Below are 18,515 nucleotides of genomic sequence, written 5' to 3' on the forward strand. Positions count from 1 at the left end.
GCACCAAAATCCTGAAGGCCCTGCGGCCATGAATGTTCTTTTCATCGAGGACGATCCGATGAACCGTCGGGTGGTCAGCGATATGCTGGACGTCGCCGGTGCCACGATGACCGGTGCCGAAAGCGCCGAAATCGGCCTGAAGCTGATCGAAGAGAATGATTACGCGATCGTGCTGGTCGATCTGCGCATGCCGGGTATGGATGGTATCACTGCGATCCGCCACATCAGGTCGCGGACCGACGCCAAGGCGAGCTTGCCAATCATCGTCGTTACCGCTGACACCGCTGTCGATCTGCGTGAGCGCTGCATCGCGGAAGGTGCCGACGAAGTGTTGTTCAAGCCGGTGGCGATGGATGCGCTGTTCGACGCGATGGGCCGGCTTCTCGCCAACGGCGCCGGCGATGGAATGATCGGCTAGGGTCAGCGGCGCGTCAGTCGCGCCGCTTGAGAGCTTCGGCCAGAGAACTTGTCGCGCTGCCGCGCCGTGCCGGCTTCGGTTGCGATTCGTCGGGCGCCCAGCCGGTCAGAAAGACGATATCGAAGCGCTCATTGGTGCGTCCGTCGCTATCGGCGAGGGCGGCAAAGGCTTGGGCGGCGCGGGCCAGCGTATCGCGACGAAGGGTGGGGGTCCCAGGAAGCAGATTGGTCGCCGCCATCCCGCGCAGGTCGCGAAACAGGCTCCAAATGTCGCGATAGCGCACCGTCAGTGTCTCGACATCGGCGACGGGCAGCGCGAAGCCGGCGCGCATCAGCAGGTCGCCGGCGGAGCGCACATCGACTTGCGGATGGACCCGCGCGGCCGGGCGCTCGCCTTCGGCCTCTCGCAGCACCGCGCGTAAGGTCGAAAGGCTGGCGCCGCCGGTGAATGCCGCCATGAACAGTCCATCAGGGCGTAGCGCGCGGCGCGCCAATGCCAGCGCGCCGGGCAAGTCGCTGACCGTGTCGAGCGTGCCCGCGGAGATGATCAGGTCGAAGGATGCATTGGGGAAAGCCGGCTGGTCCTCGTCGTGCTGAATGCCGCCTGCCATCCTCGCGAAAGCAGCACCCGGATCGCTCCTGACGGTTCGCCCTCCCGGTGGTGGCCGGAAGGAGCCGTCGAAACATCCGAGATCAAGGGTATCGGAAAATGTCCGGGTCACAGATGCAAGCCGCTCCGCGATCCCGTCGAGCATAGCCGCTCTCAGAAAATCATGCGCGGGGTAATCCGGCGCAGCGCGGTCGCGGCGCAGGCGGCGGAGGTTGCGATCGAAGATGTCGGGCGGGGTCACGGATGGGCTTGTGCCGTGCTCCTGAGGCCGCGACAAGGTCCCGGTGAGATTGCTTGCGCCTTTGAAGTTTGTGGCGGGATTGGCATTGCCGCCGCGCTGTCCAGGGTGCGGGGCAGTGACGATGGAGGATCATCGCTTTTGCGTGACCTGCTGGAGCGCGCTGCGCTTTCTTGGACCGCCCTGGTGTGCCGGGTGCAATGTCCCGTTCGCTTATGACAGGGGCAAGGGCGCGTTGTGTGCCGAATGCCACCAGGCGCGACCGCGCCATGCTGGGGTGCGCGCGGCGGTCGCCTATGGCGATGTCGCGCGAACGGTCGCGCTCAAGCTGAAATATGGCGGTCGCACCGCTTATGCCGAGACCGTCGCGCAACAGATGGCGCGGCTGATGCCGCGCGATGCGGCGCTGCTTGTACCGGTTCCGCTGCATCGCTGGCGAATCTGGTCGCGCGGTTACAATCAGGCGGCGTTGATCTCGAGCGCGCTATCGGCGGTGACTCGCGTAGCAACCGACCTGACCGTTCTGCAGCGAGTTCGGGCGACACCGTCGATGCGCGGTCTGGGGCCGCGCGAGCGCGAGAAGATGGTGGCGCGTGCGTTTCGAGTCGATCCGACACATAAGGAGAGCCTGCGCGGCAAGGCGGTGGTGCTGGTCGACGATATCCATACCAGCGGCGCGACCAGCGACAGCTGCACGCGTATCCTGCTCCGCGCGGGCGCCGCCAGTGTCACTATCCTGTGCTGGGCGCGCGTACTCGATCCCGCCCATGGTGATTGACAAGCAGCCGGGCACACCACATTTCGGGCATATGGCCAAAGTCGAGATCTATACCAAAGCCTTCTGCCCCTATTGCTCGCGGGCGATGAACCTTCTGTCCGCCAAAAAGGTGGAGGTGGAGGAATTCGACATTACGATGGGTGGCCCGAAACGCGCCGAGATGCTCAGTCGCTCCAACGGACGCAGTACTGTCCCGCAGATCTTTATCGACGGAAAGCATGTCGGTGGGTCGGATGATCTTGCCATACTCGAACGCGAGGGCAAGCTGGACGCGCTGCTCGCGGCATGAGCGCCGTGATGAAGATCGCGCTGCTCCAGATGACGAGCGGGATCGACCCCCTGGTCAATGCGACCACGGTGACCGATGCCATCGCCGAAGCGAAAGCGAACGGCGCGGCAATGCTCTTCACTCCCGAAATGTCCGGCTTGCTCGATCGCGACCGGGCGCGCGGCGGCGCTAACATCACCAGCGAAGAGGCCGATCCGGTGCTCGCGTCGGTGCGCAAGAGCGCGGCGGAACACGGCGTCTGGGTCCATCTCGGCTCGCTCGCGCTGCGTCGGTTGGATGGCAAACTCGCCAATCGCGGTTTCGTGATCGACGACACGGGCGCGATCCGTGCGCGTTACGACAAGCTGCATCTGTTCGACGTCGATCTGCCGACCGGTGAGAGCTGGCGCGAATCCGCCAGCTATGCCGCCGGCGACAGCGCGTCAGTGGTCGAAACGCCAGCGGGCAGACTCGGCCTGTCGATCTGTTACGATCTGCGCTTCGCCGATCTCTATCGTTCGTTGAGCGACGCCGGCGCGACGGTGCTGGCGATCCCGGCCGCCTTTACCCGGCCGACTGGTGCGGCGCACTGGCATATCCTGATGCGCGCCCGTGCGATCGAAGCCGGCGCTTATGTCGTCGCGGCGGCGCAGACTGGCGTACACGAGGATGGCCGGGCGACTTTCGGCCATTCGCTGGTGATCGATCCATGGGGTGAGGTGGTACTCGACATGGGCGAGGAAGCCGGACTGGGTTTCGCCGAACTCGACCCTGCGCGTGTCGAGGACGTTCGCAGCCGAATTCCAGTATTGAACCATCGTCGGCCGATCCCTGTCGTCACGACGGCCTCATGATCGTCTTCGATCTCAAATGCACTGACGAGCATGTCTTCGAAGCATGGTTCGGATCAAGCGTTGCGTTCGAGGCGCAGCGGGAGCGCGGGCTGATTGCCTGCCCCTATTGCGGCGCGACCGATGTGACCAAGGCGGTGATGGCGCCAAGCATTCCGGCCAAGGGCAATACGAGGTCCATGCCGTCGAACCTGCCGACGCCCGAGGCGATGAAGGCCGCGTTCCAGGCGCTTGCCGCCGCGCAAGTCAAGGCGCTCGAGACATCCGAATGGGTCGGCCGTGCCTTTGCCGATCGTGCCCGCGCCATGCATGTCGGTGATGCGCCCGTCGCGCCGATCCACGGTCAATCGACTGCGGCGGAGGTCAAGGATCTGGTCGAGGAAGGCGTGCCGATCGCGCCGCTGATTGTGCCCGTGGTGCCACCCGAGGCGCTCAACTGAACAGGGTCGATATCCGCGGAACGCGAATATTGCCGGGGGAAGCAGGTCAATGACGCACATTATCGGCATCGCCGGCAGCCTGAGAAGGCATTCGTTCAATCTTGCCTTGTTGCGCGAGGCCGAGAATCTGATGCCCGCAGGTGTGACGCTTAATGTCCGCACCATCGCTGGCATCCCGCTTTACAACGCCGACGAGGAAGCCGCAGACGGTCTGCCACGCGCGGTGGCCGAGCTCAAAGAGGCGATCGTCGCGGCCGACGGACTATTGCTGGCGACACCCGAATATAACAACGGGATTCCCGGCGTGTTCAAGAATGCGGTCGATTGGCTCTCTCGCCCCGCAGACGATATCGGCCGGGTGTTCGGGGCAAAGCCCGTTGCAATGATCGGTGCGTCGCCCGGTGGGTTCGGCACGATATTGTCCCAGGACGCCTGGCTGAGCGTACTCCGCACGCTCGGTACCCGGCCCTGGTTCGAAGGACGTCTGCTCGCCGCGCGCGCCGGCGGTTTGTTCGACGCGGAAGGGCAGTTGACCGACGAACCCATGCGCGAACGGCTCAGAGCCTTTATCTCGGGCTTTGTTACGTTCGTCGAGGAAAGCAAAGCATGAGCGATCTGGTCAGCGTCCATGTCACTGAAACTGGCAAAAGCCCGTTTGCCGTTCGGATCGAGACCGGCGGTCACGCGATCATCGGCGATGAACCGGCCTCGATAGGTGGTGCCGATCTGGGGCCGTCACCCTATCAGTTGCTCACCGCCGCGCTTGGCGAATGCACGGCGATGACGGTGCGCTGGTTCGCGCGCCAGAAACAATGGCCGGTCGATCATGTCGCGGTGGACGTGACACATCAGAAAGGGCCGGTAGAGGGCAGGGCGGGGATGGTGGACATCTTTCACAAGACCGTTCGGATCAATGGTGCCGCGCTTACCGCGGAGCAGCACGAACGGCTGATCGACATCGCCGCAAAATGCCCGGTGCATCGTACGCTGGAGGGCGGGTCGTCGATCACCACCATTGGCATTCGCGCGACTTAACCCGGCGACACATTCAGCGCTTGTCGGCCGATATGTGAGGATCGGCGGGTGGCGGCAAATTGATCCGGATCATTTTGTTGTTCCGGTGACCGTGCGATTATCTGTCGATGGAACGAACAAACGAACATCGGCCTGAGCGATCCCACGCCGTCGCTTTCGCGATTGCGGGTTACCTCGCTTTAATTCTGGTGCTTGTCGCTGGCCTGATGGATTGGATTTAGCCCGCCACGAAGCCAATCTGTTTCCAGCGAATCTCTAAGGTATCATCTTTGTGTCGCGTCAACTTGCCTCATGGCCATCGCCCGTGTCACCTTCGATGAGCACCGTGGCGACGACTCGCCAACTGTGACGGGAGGATTCGCAATGGTTCGATTCGGACTTGTGGCCGCACTTGGCCTCGCGATGACGGGCTGTAGTGGCGGCGCCGGCACGGGCCGCAACGTCGAGAATGTGGCGACGGCCAATAATCCTGCCGCCACGGGCAATGTCGTCGCCGGCAACGTCGAGACAGTAGGCCCGCTAGATGCATGGGTCGGCAAACATCCATCGGATAAGATCGACGGCATCACTTTCCTGGCGCAGCCATCGGTCAAGGCAGCGGTTACTACCGTCGTGTCCGATACGAAAGTTCGCGATTTCGTGTTTGGCTATAACGGACCCGACGCGCCGATCGTGAAAAAGGACGGGCGAGTCCTCGCCTGGGGCTGCGAGGAGCATAATTGCGGCTACCATAATTGGTCGGTATCGATCACGCCGGATGGATCGAGCGCCGACGTCTGCTTCTATAAGGACAGCGCAAAGGCCGATGGCCCATCGACCTGGTATCTCGCCGCGGGCAAGACTGAGCAGCGACCGGGCAATTGCCCTTCCCAATAGCCGATAATTTGCCAGATGAATGCCGCGCATGCCCGGCGGTGTTGCAACGTCAAAGTCAGCCCGGGGGCACGCCCTTCTAAATCGCGACCGTCCCCGCTTTGCCGCCGATGTCCACAATGTTACCGGTATCAATGGCATTGACGGCGAGATATGTGGTCATTGCTATGTCGCGTGGCTTCGCGCGGCGAATACTGGGTCGGATTGATTGATGCGGAACCTCTTCGTTGCTGTGCTCGCACTGACGAGCCTGTCCGCCGCGCCGCCGCCAAGGCCTGAATCGGACGAAACCGGCACGCGTCTCACTGTGGAACTCGATGCGGGCTGGCGGTTCACGCGCAGCGACGTCCGGGATGCCGCTAATCCGGAACTCGATGATGGTGCATGGGACAAGGTCACTCTGCCGCACAGCTTCAACGCGGAAGATGGAGAAAGGCCGGACTATTATCGGGGCCCGACCTGGTATCGCCGTCCCTTTCGGATCGATCGCATTGAGCCTGGCCGGCGGCTATTCATTCAGGTCGACGGTGCGGCGACTTCTGCGCAGTTATTTCTCAACGGCCAACGGTTGGGGCGCCACGATGGCGGACACGCCGCGTTCCGGTTCGATCTTACCCCGGCGTTGCGCCTCGGGCGTAATCTGCTTGCGGTTCGTGTCGATAATGCCGCGGACGAGGCGATTACGCCGCTGGGTGGGGACTTTACCGTCTTTGGCGGGCTCTATCGTGGCGTGTCACTTCTCGAAACGGACGACATTCATCTCGATTTGATGGATCATGGTGGTCCGGGGGTTTACGCCCGCCTCCTACGCTTCGCTGGCAATGCGGCACATGTGGCCGTGACGGTCAGGGTGACCAACGACGGTACCGCGCGCCGTGACGTGCCGCTTCGAACGCGCGTGCTTGATGCTCGGGGGCATGTCATCGCCGAGAGCCAAGGCTTCGTCAGCGTGGAAGCTGGCGCAACCACAGCCGAAACACGCCAGGTCATAATTCCCACCGCACATCGGTGGGACGGCGTGCGCGACCCCTATCTCTATCGATTACAGGTTCGCCTGGGGAAGGATGGCGATGCGATTGTCATTCCGCTGGGCCTGCGCGAGATTGCGATCGACCCGGAAAAAGGGCTTCTGCTCAACGGCTGCCCTTATCCGGTGCGCGGCGCCAACCTGATGGCCTCCGCTCGCCCCGGCAAGGGGACGGCCGTGACGCCGAAGGAAATTGACGAGGATTTCCGGATCCTGCGCGAAATGGGATCGACCGGCGTACGCCTTGTCCATTTCCAGCACGGGCAGGAAGCATATGATATGGCCGATCGCCTTGGTCTGGTCGCGTGGACCGAAGTCGGCGTCAACAGCAAGGTCGCCGATACGCCGGCGTTCCGCGCCAATGCGGTACGGCAGGTTCGCGAGCTAATCGCACAGAATTACAATCATCCATCGGTCGCCTTATGGGGTATCGGCAACGAGGTTTACGCGGAGGATCCGGGCGTTGCGCGCACGCTCGAAGCGCTGAACGCAACGGTCAAAGCCGCTGATCCAAGCCGTCCGACAGTCTATGCCCATTGCTGCCAGGCCGACGACGCGCCCAAGGCGATGATCACCGATGTCATTGGCTTCAACCGTTATTTCGGCTGGTATCCCGATCAGGCGAACAAGACGTTGGGTGGCTGGGCTGCCGGATTCCATGCCGCACATCCGCATCGTGCCTTTGCGATCGCCGAATATGGCGCCGGGGGAAGTATTCTCCATCAGGAGGACCCGCCAAGGCCGGTCGTGCCGGCGAGCGGATGGCATCCGGAACAGTTCCAGGCCAACTATCACGAACAGAACTGGCGCGAGATTGCGGCCAAACCCTATATCTTCGCGACCTTCGTCTGGACTGCATTCGATCTGGCCTCGGGCGGACGGAATGAAGGGGATCGCCGAGGGATCAACGACAAGGGTCTGGTCAGCTATGATCGCCGTGTCCGCAAGGACGCCTGGTTCTGGTACCAGGCGAACTGGTCGGATCGCCCGATGGTTCATATTGTCGGCCGACGGTTTCGGCTTCGCCCTTCCGCAGACAATCAGGTCAAACTCTATACCAACCGTCCCACCGCCGAACTGTGGGTGAATGGTGTCTCCCAGGGGAGGCGCGCTGTGCTCGGTCGTGTGGCGAGCTGGTCGGTCAACCTCCGAACGGGCGAGAACACTCTTCTTGCCCGCGTGCCGGGAACCAAGGGAGTGTGGCTCACCGATAGCATCGGGCTAAACTATGCACCGTTGCCCCGAATGCTTTCGGCGAGCGGGCAGATCGCGGATCCGATCCCTTAGACTCGACCGCCCCCGAAATCGCCATCTACGCGGACGGTGTCGCCGATCTCGATGATCGAGCGGATCGCCGCCCGGTTCGGGAATATTCGGGTCGACAAATATCGGGTCCGCGCTTTCCGGTCGCCGTCGCAACGGATCGCAGCACCAGCTGCCGTGACAGGCACAATGAATCAGCACGAAGCGCGCCATCCACTGCCCTATCACTGCACGGCGATCACAACTTTGCCGAACAGGTCGGGCGAGGCCTGATAGCCATAAGCATCGCGCGCCTGATCGAACGCGAAGACACGGTCGATCACCGGCTTGATGCCGCACGCGTCGATCGCGTGGTTGAGGTCGATCGCCATCTGTGCCGAGCCGACAAAGATACCACGCAGGCTCGCACCCTTCATCATCAGCGCATGCGGTCCGGTTTCACCATCGCGCGTCAGCACGCCAATCAACGCGACCTCGCCGCCGAAGCCGACCGCTGCCATCGACTGGGCCAGCGTGCCCGCGCCGCCGACCTCGACGACATGATCGATACCACCGCCCGCGAGTCGCGCGGCCTCAGCACCCCATGCGGGCGTATCGCGATAATTGATCGTCGCGTCGGCGCCGAGCGCCTTGACGCGGTCAAGCTTGGTGTCGGACGAGGAGGTGACGATCACTCGCGCGCCAGCCGCTTTGGCGATCTGGAGCGCAAGCAGCGATACGCCGCCGGTGCCGAGTATCAGGACAGTCCGGCCCGGTCCGACTGTCTTTGGGCCTTCCATCAGTGCGTGCCATACCGTGACGCCGGCGCACGGCAGCGTCGCGGCTTGCTCGAACGAGAGGCTCGCTGCAATCGGCACCACGCCGTTTTCGGGCAGGGCGACATATTCGGCGAGCATCCCGTCGGCGGGCGGCGCGCCGAGCGCAGGACCGGGATTGGGATTGGGCGGTCCGCTCCGCCAGCCCTGAAAGAAGGTGCCTGCGACCCGGTCGCCGACGCGATAGCGGGTGACACCGTCGCCGACCGCGACGACTTCTCCCGCGCCGTCCGAGAGCGGCGTGATGTCGCGGTCGATCGGCCCGCCGAAATAGCGGCCCTGCACGATCAACTGATCGCGAAAGTTGAGCGAGCAGGCGCGCACCCGGATCAGCACCTCACCTGGCCCTGCGACGGGCCGGTCATGCTCGATCAGATGCAGATCATCGAGCGACGCGGCGCCCTTGGTCAGCTGCCAGACCTTCATTGCCTACCTCGTCCTTGCGATGATTCTATACTTGTCTTTGGCGAGCAAGGTGGACGGAGCACCGGGCGAAGGCAAACGACTTCGGCCCGGGCCACCACCTTCATCGTATGACGCATAACGGGACTGGCTTTTGTGCGCGGCATCGCAGAAGTGTTGATACGGACACGAACATAAGGGGTGACGATCGTCGATGAAGCAGGACCGCGACCTTGAAAGCTTGCTCGGTTACCAGATAGACATGGCGCATCTGACGATGGTGGCTGATGCCCGCAAGAAATTGGCGCCGTTCGCCGTCACGCCTGCCAAGCTGACCGCGATGCTGCTGATTCGCGCCAATCCCGGGTGCGACCAGACCGCGCTGGGACGTGCCCTGCGGATCAATCGGTCGAGCGTCATGAAGCTGGTCAATTATCTCGCCGAGCGCACGCTGGTCGAGCGTCACCCTGGTCGCGACCTCAGGACCAATGCGCTGCACCTGAGTGCTGAGGGGGAAGCCCGGCTCGTCGAGATGGTTGCCTGTCTGCGCGAATCGGATCGCCGCATGACCGCCGGGCTCACGGCCGAGGAGCGCGCGACGTTGGCAACCTTGGTCCGCAAACTCCGTCAGCCGCGTGAAACCTCCGGTACGACAACAAAGAACACGCGATCGACCAGTAGCAGGGTTGCAAAACTGTCCGCCTAGCATACAGTAATCACAAATAATGAGGTCGCGTGCGTTGGCGCACCCCGACCGAGGAGTGGTTACCGACATGACCGATATCCAGCACGCCCCCAATCCCACGATCGAATCCGGGGCGTACATGGCCACGCGCGACGCGGCGGTTCGCCTGCCGCTTGATCGGCTGCTGCGGCCGCGATCGGTGGCGATCATCGGCGCGTCGGACAAGCCCGGTGCGCTCGGTGCCTCGGTGCTGGCCAATCTCGAGCGGCAGGGGTTCCCGGGCGAGATCCATCTGGTCAATCCCAAACGCAGCGAGATTGGCGGGCGCCTATGCGTTGCCTCGGTTGATGATTTGCCGGAGGGGGTCGATGCGGCTGTGCTCGCAATCCCGCGGGCCGGTGTGCTCGATGCGATCCGTGGCCTGGCGCGGCGAAAGGTGGGCGCCGCGGTGATCTTTTCGGCGGGCTTTGCCGAGGATGGGCCACAGGGTCTTGCCGATCAGCAGGAGATCGCACGCATCGCCCAAGCCGCGGGGATGGTGGTGGAGGGGCCGAACTGCCTCGGCCTGGTCAATTTTCGCGACCGGGTGTCGCTCACTTTTATTGAACTGCCCGAGGTCCGCGCCGAGGGCGAGCGGCGCGTCGGCATCGTGTCGCAATCGGGCGCGATGGCGGCGGTGCTGGCGACGACGATGATCACGCGTGAGGTGCCGCTAAGCTGCTATGTCTCGACCGGAAACGAGGCGGCCAGCGGAGTCGAGGATTATCTCGAACATTTCGTCGCCGATCCCGATACTGCGGTGATCGCGATGATCGTCGAGCATTTCCGTAAGCCCGCGCGCTTTCTGGCGGTGGCGCGCGCGGCGCGCGCGGCAGGCAAGCGCGTCGTCCTGCTCCACCCGGGAAGCAGCGCCGCTGGTGCCGCGAGCGCCGCGACCCATACCGGCGCGATGGCCGGTGATCATGCGGTGATGCGTACTCATGTCGAGCGCGCGGGCGTCATTCTGGTCGAGTCGCTGGAAGAGCTCGGCGACGTGGTCGAGATTGCCACGCGTTGCGCGACGCTGCCGGCAGGGGGCACCGGCGTGATTGCCGAATCCGGTGCGTTCAAGGCGATGATGCTCGACCTGGCCGAAGCGATCGAGCTCGATCTGCCGCGATTGTCGGATGCCGACAGCCCGGCGTTGCGCGCGGCGCTCCCCGATTTCGTGCCGGTCAGCAACCCGCTCGACGTGACCGCACAAGGGCTTGTCGATCCCGGGCTTTATGGGCGGACACTGGCCGCGCTGGTCGAGGACGACCGGATCGGCACGATCGCCCTCACGCTGATTCAGACCGACCCGCGCACCTCGCATATCAAATTCGCCGCCGTACTTGATGCCCTGCACGCATTACGGCCGGCAAAGCCGGTGCTGGTCGCCGGCGTCGATGAGGGCGGCGGCGTGCTGGCCGACGACATCGCCGCGCTGCGTGCGCTGGGCGTACCCTATCTTCCCACCGCCGAACGTGCGCTTAGAGCGCTGGCGCGGGTGACGGCCTTTTCCGCGCGCGACGAATCGGTCGCCGCGATACACGCCGTACCGCTCGAGGGGTTGCCGGGCGTGGGCAGCACGGTCCCCGAATATCGTTCGAAGGAGTTGCTCGGCGCGCGTGGAATCGCTTTCCCACCCTTCGCGCTGGTAAAAACTGCCGACGAGGCAGTGCAGGCGGCCGAGCGGCTGGGTTATCCGGTGGTGCTAAAGGCACAGGCGGCGGCGCTGCCGCACAAGAGCGATGCCGGAGGCGTGATTGTCGGCCTGACCGATGCCGCCGGCGTGACCCGGGGCTGGACGCAATTGACCGCCAATATCGCCGCTGCTCGTCCCGACCTGACACTCGATGGCGTGCTGGTCGAGGCCATGGCCGAGCGCGGGATTGAACTGATCGTCGGCGCCCGCAACGATCCCGATTGGGGACCGGTGATCCTGGTCGGGTTCGGCGGCGTGACCGCGGAACTGCTCCATGACGTGCGGCTGTTGCCGCCAGATCTCCCGCGTGACGCGATCATCGCGGCGCTGCGTACGCTGCGCATGGCGCCGCTGCTCGACGGTTTTCGCGGTGCGCCGAGGATGGACGTCGGTGCCGTCGCCGACATCGTCGCTGCGCTCGGCGCGGTGGTGGCTGCAACGCCGGCGATCCGGGAGGTCGATCTCAACCCGGTGATCGTCTATCCCGAGGGGCAGGGCGCCATCGCGCTGGACGCGCTGATCACGCTTTAAGACCGCAGGGATTTCCGCGCTTACTTCACCTGGCTTGCCGGCTGGACGTCCTGCGTCTCGTCACGCTGGGGGTTTCGGATCGAGGGGCGCAGGCGGGCGACGCTGCACAGGCCGGCGATCAGCGCCAGGCCGGCGGCAACCAGGGGCGGTGTCATGCCGCTGCCCATCCCGGTCGCCAGCAGCGCTGCGACCAGTGTCGCGCCGGTGGTCTGGCCAACCAGCCGCACGGTCGAGACTAGGCCGCCTGCCGCCGCGGCCCGCTCGCGCGGGGCGGAACCGATGATCAGGCGGGCGTTGGGCGGCATGAAGATGCCGAAGCCCGAACCGCACAGCGCCATGCGCCAGGCAATGTCGAAATAGCTCGGATCCGCCGGCATGAAGGCAAGCAACAACAATGCGGTGATCGAGATGGTCATGCCGATCCCGCCAAGAATGCCGGCGGGAATGCGATCCGACAGCCAGCCGGATAGCGGCGCGACGATCATGTTGGTCAGCGGCCAGGGCGCGATCATTGCCCCGACCTCGGCCGCACTGAAGCCATAGGCGTGCTGGAGGCGGAACGGCGTCGACAGCAGTAAAGTCATCGATCCGATAAAGGCGGTGAAGGCGCCGATTGCTGATAGTGCGAGTACGGGGCGAGCCAGCAGGTCGATCGGCAGGATCGGACTTGCCTCGCCGCGTTCGCGACGCACGAACAGGAAACCGACCAGCGCGCCGACCAGCACGATAGCACCCGAGATCACCGGACTGTCGCCATGCACGCCGCTTTCCAGCCCGCCGATGACCAACCCGAACATCGACGCGCACATCACCGCGCCGAGCAAGTCGAACGGTTCCGCGCGAGGCTTGGGATCGGGCAGCGCGCGGCCCAGAAGCAACGACAGGATCGCGAACGGCACCGCACTGGCGAAGACCCAGGGCCAGTGCGCAACGCCAAGGATCAGACCGCCAAGCGTCGGCGCGAGTGCGGCCGAACTCGACACGATGACCGAGTTGATGCCGAGCCCACGGCCGAGCTGTTTGGACGGATAGGTGGAGCGGATCAGCGCGGAGGAAACGCTCAGCGCCGCTGCGGCGCCAAGTGCCTGACAGGCACGCACGATCAGCAGGAAGGGCAGGCTCTTGGCGAAGAAACACAGGATCGTCGCCACGGTGAAGACGAGCTGGCCGATCTGGTACATCCGTTTCAGGCCGATCCGGTCGCCCAGTCCGGCAAAGGGCAGCAACATCATGACCAGCACCAGCTGATAGATCGTCACGATCGAAACCGCGGCGGCACTGTCGATGCCCAGATCGGTGGCGATGGTCGGCAGCGCGACTGTGGCGATGCCGCCGTCGATGATGATCAGTGCGGTGCCGCAACACAAAGCGGCGATCGCGGCATAGCGGCGGGGCAGGGGCAGGCCATCGAGCATTGCCGTCGCGAATACGCCTTGTTCGGCCGATGGCAACCTCTTGCGTGTACGATTCCGCAACTCGAACGACGCTTCGGTGAGCGCTATCATTTTTGTCGAAGCCCGCTTGCTGCAATGCAGCATATTGTGCTAAGGCGATACAATGAAGTATCCGGAACATGACGGCCCCGAGGCCGCGCCGCAGGGTCCTGTGCCGACCATTTTCGAGGCGATCGTGCGCAAGCGCTGCATCGGCCTGACCTATAACCGCGTCTCCATGACGATGGCGCCGCACGTCATCTACACCAAGCATGACGACCTGTTCGTCGACGGCGTGGTGGTCGATCGCGACGGCAAGCCGCCCAAGGAGCTCAAGATCGGCACCTTCAAGCTGGCGGGTCTGAGCGACCTCAAGCTGACCGCGCGGGCGTTTGAGAAGAGCGGCTTGTTCGACGCCGGATCGTTCAAATACGCCGAAGCGCTGATGGCGGTCGAGCCGGCCTGAGCCTGGCCGATCGCGCGCGAGCGGGGCTTATTGCAGCCCGCCGCCCAGCGATCGATACAGTTCCACTAGATTAGCGCCGCGGTTGAGTCGCGTCGTGACCAGTTGCTGTTGTGCCGCATAAGCGGTGCGCTGCGCATCGAGCGACACCAGGAAGGAATCGATCCCCGCTTTGTAACGAGCGTCGGACAGCCGTGCGGCGACTCGTGCCGCCTCGGCCCGCGCGGTCTGCGCCGCAACCTGCTCATCGATCGTGCCGCGTTGCGCCAGCGCATCGGCGACTTCGCGGAACGCGGTCTGGATGGTCTTTTCATAGGTCGCGACGGCGCCCTGCTGCGCCGCTTCGGCGGAACGTAGATTGCTTTTGTTTCGTCCGCCGTCGAACAGCGGCAGCGAGATCGCCGGTCCCGCGTTATAGGTGCCGGTGCCGCCGCCGAACAGGCCGGAAAGCGCGGGGCTGATTGTGCCCAGGGTCGCGGTGAGCGAGATGCTGGGGAAGAAGGCGGCGCGCGCGGCACCGATATTAGCGTTCTGAGCGATCAACTGATGCTCGGCCTGGAGTACGTCGGGGCGACGCAACAACAGATCGGACGACAGATTGCCCGGCAACGCCTGAACCATCGCATTGCCATCGCCGAGTCCATTGGGCAGCAATGCCGCATCGACAGTCGTTCCGGCGAGCAGGTTGAGCGCATTCTGGTCCTGCGCGATTCGAGTGGTCAGCGTCGCGATGTCGTTGCGGGCCGCCTGATAATTAGTCTCCGCCTGGCGCGCTTCCAGTTCCGACGCGACGCCGATACGGAACTGGGCGCGAGTGAGTTCCAGCGTCTGTTCGAATGCTTTCAGTGTTTCGCGCGACAGGCGCAGCTGGTCCTGGTCCGACGCCATGGTCAGCCAGGCCGAGGCGATCTCCGCGATCAAGCTGATCCGCGTCGAGCGTTGCGCTTCTTCGCTGGCGAAATATTGTTCCTGCGCCGCTCTGGTTTGGTTGCGGATGCGCCCGAAAAGATCGAGTTCGAAGGCCGAGAAACCGACATTGGCCGAATAGGTGGAGATGTCGCTCGACGACGCGCCGCCGACTCCGCCAAAGCCGGCTGCCTGCGCTGCCGTGTTCGTGTAGGTCGCCTGTCCGCTCGCATTGATGCTCGGCAGCAAATCGGCGCGCTGCACGCCATATTGCGCGCGCGCCTGAAGTACATTGGCGGCAGCCAGCCGCAAGTCGCGATTATTATCGAGGCCGAGCGCGATGACCTGGCGCAGCCGGTCTTCGACGAAGAAATCGCGCCAGCCGATCCGGGTCAGATCCGGCGCATCGGTCGTGGCGGCTGGATAGACTCCGCCCTGCGGCAGGGCAGCGGGCACCGCGCCAACCGGGCGAACATATTTCGGCGCCAGATTGCAGCCGGCCAGTGCGACGCTTGCGGCAAGCGCTGCGATGGTAAGGGGACGAGGTATCACGGATCAGGCTCCCTGCGGGGCGGGGGTTGGGGCCGGCTCAGGACCATCGGATTGGGAGCCATCGAATGAGGTTGCCTTGCTGGTCTCCCCGCCGCCATGGCCGAACAGGCGCAGGACGACGACGAAGAACATCGGCACGAAGAAGATGCCGAGCACGGTGGCCGAGAGCATCCCGCCGACCACGGCCCGGCCGATCGCATTCTGCCCGCCAGCGCCGGCGCCAGTCGAGATCGCCAGTGGCATCACGCCGAAGATGAAGGCGAGGCTGGTCATCAGAATTGGCCGCAAGCGAAGCTTGGCCGCGGCGACAGCCGCGTCGAACGCGTTCATCCCTTCTCGCATTCGTTCCTCGGCGAACTCAACGATCAGGATCGCATTCTTCGCCGAGACGCCGATCGTCGTGATCAGGCCGACCTGAAGATAGATGTCGTTGTTGAGCCCGGTCATCGCGGCGGCCAGCAAGGCGCCGAGAATGCCTAGTGGCACGACCAGCATGACCGAGACGGGCACCGACCAACTTTCATAGAGCGCGGCGAGGCACAAGAAGACGATCAGCAGCGACAAGCCATAGAGTGCGGGCGCCTGGCCGCCGGAAAGTTGTTCTTCATAGGACAATCCGGTCCATTCATAGCTTGTCCCGGGCGGCAACTTGGCGTGGATTTCCTCCATCGCCTTGATCGCATCGCCGGACGAATAGCCGGGCGCCGCGGTGCCGAGCAGTTCCATCGCGGCCTGGCCGTTATAACGGGTGAGCTGCGCCGGCGCCTGGACCCAGTTCAGCGTCGAAAAGGCCGAAAAGGGCGCCATCGTACCGCTCGTGCCGCGCACAAAGAACTTGTCGATATCTTCGGGCGCCATGCGATAGGGTTGGTCGGCCTGGATATAGACACGCTTGACCCGTCCGCGATCGATGAAGTCGTTGATATAGGAACCGCCCCACGCGGTCGCGATGGTGGTGTTGATTTCGGCCAGATCGAGTCCGAGCGCACGCGCCTTGTTCTGATCGACATCGATCTTGAGCTGCGGCGCGTCCTCCAGCGAATTGGGGCGCACGCCGACCAGACGCTTGTCCTGCATCGCCATGCCCATCATCATATTGCGTGCGGCGAGCAGCTTTTCATGGCCGATCCCGCCGGTATCGATCAACTGCATGTCGAAACCCGTCGCGTTACCCAATTCCGACACCGCCGGCGGCACGAGCGCGAAGATCATAGCATCCTTGAACTGAGAGAAGGGCCCCATGGCACGCTCGGCAATCGCCTGCGCCTTGTTTGCCGCGCCCGGGCGCTCATCCCAGGGCTTCAACTTGACAAACACCAAGCCGCTATTCTGGCCGGATCCGGCAAAGCTGAAGCCGTTGACTGTGAAGACGCCATCCACATTGGCTTTTTCCGCGGTCAGGAAATGCTCGCGCACGGCATCCAGACCCTTTTCGGTCCGGCTGCTGGTCGATCCCGACGGACCCTGGACGAGAGCCAGCAGCATGCCCTGATCCTCGTCGGGCAGGAAGCTCGACGGCAAGCGCATGAATAGCACCGACATGCCGATCGCGATCAGCAAATAGACCAGCATCGAACGCTTCCAGCCGCGCGCCATGCCCTTCACGCCGCCCTCATATTTGTTCTGGCCGCGCTCGAACTTGTCGTTGAACCAGCGGAAGAAGCGCGCGAGCAAGCCATTACCCTGGCCCTTTTCGGGGTCGTGCGGTTTCAGGATCGTCGCGCACAGCGCCGGCGTCAGAATCAAGGCGACCATGATCGACAGGACCATTGCGGCAACGATGGTGATCGAGAACTGGCGATAGATCACGCCCGTCGATCCGCCGAAGAACGCCATCGGCAGGAACACCGCCGATAGCACAAGCGCGATGCCGACCAGCGCGCCGGTGATCTCGTCCATCGACTTGCGTGCGGCTTCCTTGGGCGACAGATGCTCGGTGGTGATCAGGCGTTCGACATTCTCGACCACGACGATCGCATCATCGACCAGCAGACCGATCGCCAGCACCATGCCGAACAGGGTCAGTGTGTTGATCGAATAGCCGGCGATCGCCATCACTGCGAAGGTGCCGAGCAGCACCACCGGTACCGCGATCGTCGGGATCAGCGTCGCGCGCCAGTTCTGCAGGAACAGGAACATCACCAGGAAGACGAGCACCACCGCCTCGATCAGCGTCTCCACCACCTGCTTGACCGACAGCCGGACAAACGGCGTCGTGTCATAGGGATAGATGACCTTCACATCAGGTGGGAACTGCTTGGCGACCTCGGCAACGCGCGCCTGCACGGCAGTGACCGTCGCCAGGGCGTTGGCGCCTGGCGCGAGCTTGATGCCGATGCCCGCCGCGGCCTTGCCGTTATATTTGGCCGAGGCGGCATAGTTTTCCGCACCGATTTCGACCCGGGCGACATCGCCCAGCCGCACGGACGACCCATCGGTGTTGCTCTTCAGTGTAATCGCGGCGAACTGTTCCGGCGTCGTCAGCCGCGACTGGACGGACACCGTCGCGTTGAGCATCTGCTCCTTGGGCGCTGGTTGCGCGCCGATCTGGCCGGCCGATACCTGCGCGTTTTGCGCCCGCACCGCGGTCGTCACGTCGCTCATCGTCAGCGAATAGGAATTGAGCTTCAGCGGATCGACCCAGATACGCATGGCATATTGCGCGCCGAATATCTGCGTATCGCCGACGCCATTCACGCGGCTCATCGGGTCCTGCAGTTGGGAAACGGCATAGTCGGCAAGATCGATGTCGCTGTGTGATCCGTCCTCGGAATACAGACCGATGAAAAGCAGGAAATTGGCGCTCGCCTTGGCCACCTGGATGCCCTGTTGCTGGACTTCCTGCGGGAGCAAGGGCGTTGCCGCTTGCAGTTTGTTCTGGACTTGCACCTGCGCGATGTCGGGATCGGTGCCTTGTTCGAACGTCAGCGTGATCGTCACCATACCGGCCGAGCTCGACGACGATGAGAAGTAGCGAAGGTTATCGATTCCCTTCATCTGCTGCTCAATGATCTGAGTCGTCGTGTTCTCGAGCGTCTGGGCATCGGCGCCCGGATAGGTGGCGGTGATCGAGACGGCAGGCGGCGCAATCGTCGGGAACTGCGCGACAGGCAATGTGTTGATCGCCAGCACGCCGGCGAGCATGATGATGATCGCGATCACCCAGGCGAAGATCGGGCGATCGATGAAAAAGCGGGCCATG

The 18,515-nt window shown here is 63.7% G+C and carries 17 protein-coding genes; 12 read left to right on the forward strand and 5 right to left on the reverse strand.

All coding sequences use genetic code 11. The features are described 5' to 3' along the window. Nucleotides 1-28: 28 nt before the first annotated feature. On the forward strand, nucleotides 29-418 hold the full coding sequence (locus tag G4G27_RS05580) for a response regulator (protein ID WP_183112428.1): 390 nt from the start codon (nucleotides 29-31) through the stop codon (nucleotides 416-418). 13 nt (nucleotides 419-431) lie between these two features. Here G4G27_RS05580 and G4G27_RS05585 read toward each other — a convergent pair whose 3' ends face one another. Next, complete coding sequence (locus G4G27_RS05585) at nucleotides 432-1,268, reverse strand: methyltransferase domain-containing protein (RefSeq protein ID WP_183112429.1); 837 nt, start codon at nucleotides 1,266-1,268, stop codon at nucleotides 432-434. Nucleotides 1,269-1,311: 43 nt separating this feature from the next. Between G4G27_RS05585 and G4G27_RS05590 the strand changes: the two genes are divergently transcribed. The 8 genes from G4G27_RS05590 to G4G27_RS05625 all read left to right on the forward strand — a co-directional run bounded on the left by G4G27_RS05590 (nucleotide 1,312) and on the right by G4G27_RS05625 (nucleotide 7,824). Further along, entirely contained in the window at nucleotides 1,312-2,043 is a 732-nt protein-coding gene (locus tag G4G27_RS05590) for a ComF family protein (RefSeq protein ID WP_183112430.1), read from the forward strand. A 31-nt stretch (nucleotides 2,044-2,074) separates the two neighbouring features. Further along, nucleotides 2,075-2,332, forward strand: coding sequence for a glutaredoxin 3 (grxC, locus tag G4G27_RS05595; protein WP_183113633.1), 258 nt, complete (start codon nucleotides 2,075-2,077; stop codon nucleotides 2,330-2,332). A gap of 8 nt (nucleotides 2,333-2,340) precedes the next feature. Further along, nucleotides 2,341-3,165: a carbon-nitrogen hydrolase family protein gene (locus G4G27_RS05600; RefSeq protein ID WP_183112431.1), complete on the forward strand. Its 825-nt coding sequence runs from the start codon at nucleotides 2,341-2,343 to the stop codon at nucleotides 3,163-3,165. Next, nucleotides 3,162-3,602, forward strand: a complete 441-nt coding sequence (locus G4G27_RS05605) for a DUF1178 family protein (RefSeq protein WP_183112432.1) — start codon at nucleotides 3,162-3,164, stop codon at nucleotides 3,600-3,602. The genes G4G27_RS05600 and G4G27_RS05605 overlap by 4 nt, the downstream gene beginning before the upstream one ends. Nucleotides 3,603-3,651: 49 nt before the next feature. Further along, nucleotides 3,652-4,212 (forward strand): NADPH-dependent FMN reductase, encoded by a 561-nt coding sequence (locus G4G27_RS05610; RefSeq protein ID WP_183112433.1) that lies wholly within the window; start codon nucleotides 3,652-3,654, stop codon nucleotides 4,210-4,212. Further along, nucleotides 4,209-4,637: an OsmC family protein gene (locus G4G27_RS05615; RefSeq protein WP_183112434.1), complete on the forward strand. Its 429-nt coding sequence runs from the start codon at nucleotides 4,209-4,211 to the stop codon at nucleotides 4,635-4,637. The genes G4G27_RS05610 and G4G27_RS05615 overlap by 4 nt, the downstream gene beginning before the upstream one ends. A gap of 363 nt (nucleotides 4,638-5,000) precedes the next feature. Beyond that, entirely contained in the window at nucleotides 5,001-5,513 is a 513-nt protein-coding gene (locus G4G27_RS05620) for a hypothetical protein (RefSeq protein WP_183112435.1), read from the forward strand. Between the two features lie 208 nt (nucleotides 5,514-5,721). After that, complete coding sequence (locus G4G27_RS05625) at nucleotides 5,722-7,824, forward strand: glycoside hydrolase family 2 TIM barrel-domain containing protein (RefSeq protein ID WP_183112436.1); 2,103 nt, start codon at nucleotides 5,722-5,724, stop codon at nucleotides 7,822-7,824. A 200-nt stretch (nucleotides 7,825-8,024) separates the two neighbouring features. Here the strand turns inward: G4G27_RS05625 and G4G27_RS05630 are convergent, their stop codons facing one another. Continuing rightward, nucleotides 8,025-9,041 (reverse strand): NAD(P)-dependent alcohol dehydrogenase, encoded by a 1,017-nt coding sequence (locus G4G27_RS05630; RefSeq protein ID WP_183112437.1) that lies wholly within the window; start codon nucleotides 9,039-9,041, stop codon nucleotides 8,025-8,027. Nucleotides 9,042-9,231: 190 nt separating this feature from the next. Between G4G27_RS05630 and G4G27_RS05635 the strand changes: the two genes are divergently transcribed. Continuing rightward, nucleotides 9,232-9,723: a MarR family transcriptional regulator gene (locus G4G27_RS05635; RefSeq protein WP_183112438.1), complete on the forward strand. Its 492-nt coding sequence runs from the start codon at nucleotides 9,232-9,234 to the stop codon at nucleotides 9,721-9,723. A gap of 118 nt (nucleotides 9,724-9,841) precedes the next feature. Continuing rightward, nucleotides 9,842-11,959, forward strand: coding sequence for an acetate--CoA ligase family protein (locus G4G27_RS05640; RefSeq protein ID WP_183113634.1), 2,118 nt, complete (start codon nucleotides 9,842-9,844; stop codon nucleotides 11,957-11,959). Nucleotides 11,960-11,979: 20 nt separating this feature from the next. On the opposite strand, the gene G4G27_RS05645 is transcribed toward G4G27_RS05640, so the two are convergent. After that, nucleotides 11,980-13,374, reverse strand: a complete 1,395-nt coding sequence (locus tag G4G27_RS05645; protein WP_183113635.1) for an MFS transporter — start codon at nucleotides 13,372-13,374, stop codon at nucleotides 11,980-11,982. Nucleotides 13,375-13,516: 142 nt separating this feature from the next. On the opposite strand from G4G27_RS05645, the gene G4G27_RS05650 reads away from it, so the two are divergent. Further along, nucleotides 13,517-13,858 carry a hypothetical protein gene (locus G4G27_RS05650; RefSeq protein WP_183112439.1) on the forward strand — a complete coding sequence of 114 codons (342 nt, stop codon included), beginning with the start codon at nucleotides 13,517-13,519 and terminating at the stop codon, nucleotides 13,856-13,858. Between the two features lie 27 nt (nucleotides 13,859-13,885). Here the strand turns inward: G4G27_RS05650 and G4G27_RS05655 are convergent, their stop codons facing one another. Both G4G27_RS05655 and G4G27_RS05660 read right to left on the reverse strand, forming a co-directional pair. Continuing rightward, nucleotides 13,886-15,310, reverse strand: a complete 1,425-nt coding sequence (locus G4G27_RS05655) for an efflux transporter outer membrane subunit (RefSeq protein WP_183113636.1) — start codon at nucleotides 15,308-15,310, stop codon at nucleotides 13,886-13,888. A gap of 6 nt (nucleotides 15,311-15,316) precedes the next feature. Beyond that, nucleotides 15,317-18,514 carry an efflux RND transporter permease subunit gene (locus tag G4G27_RS05660; protein ID WP_183112440.1) on the reverse strand — a complete coding sequence of 1,066 codons (3,198 nt, stop codon included), beginning with the start codon at nucleotides 18,512-18,514 and terminating at the stop codon, nucleotides 15,317-15,319. Between the last annotated feature and the right edge of the window lies 1 nt (nucleotide 18,515).

The organism is Sphingomonas sp. So64.6b, assembly GCF_014171475.1.
In the GTDB taxonomy this organism is placed as follows: domain Bacteria; phylum Pseudomonadota; class Alphaproteobacteria; order Sphingomonadales; family Sphingomonadaceae; genus Sphingomonas; species Sphingomonas alpina_A.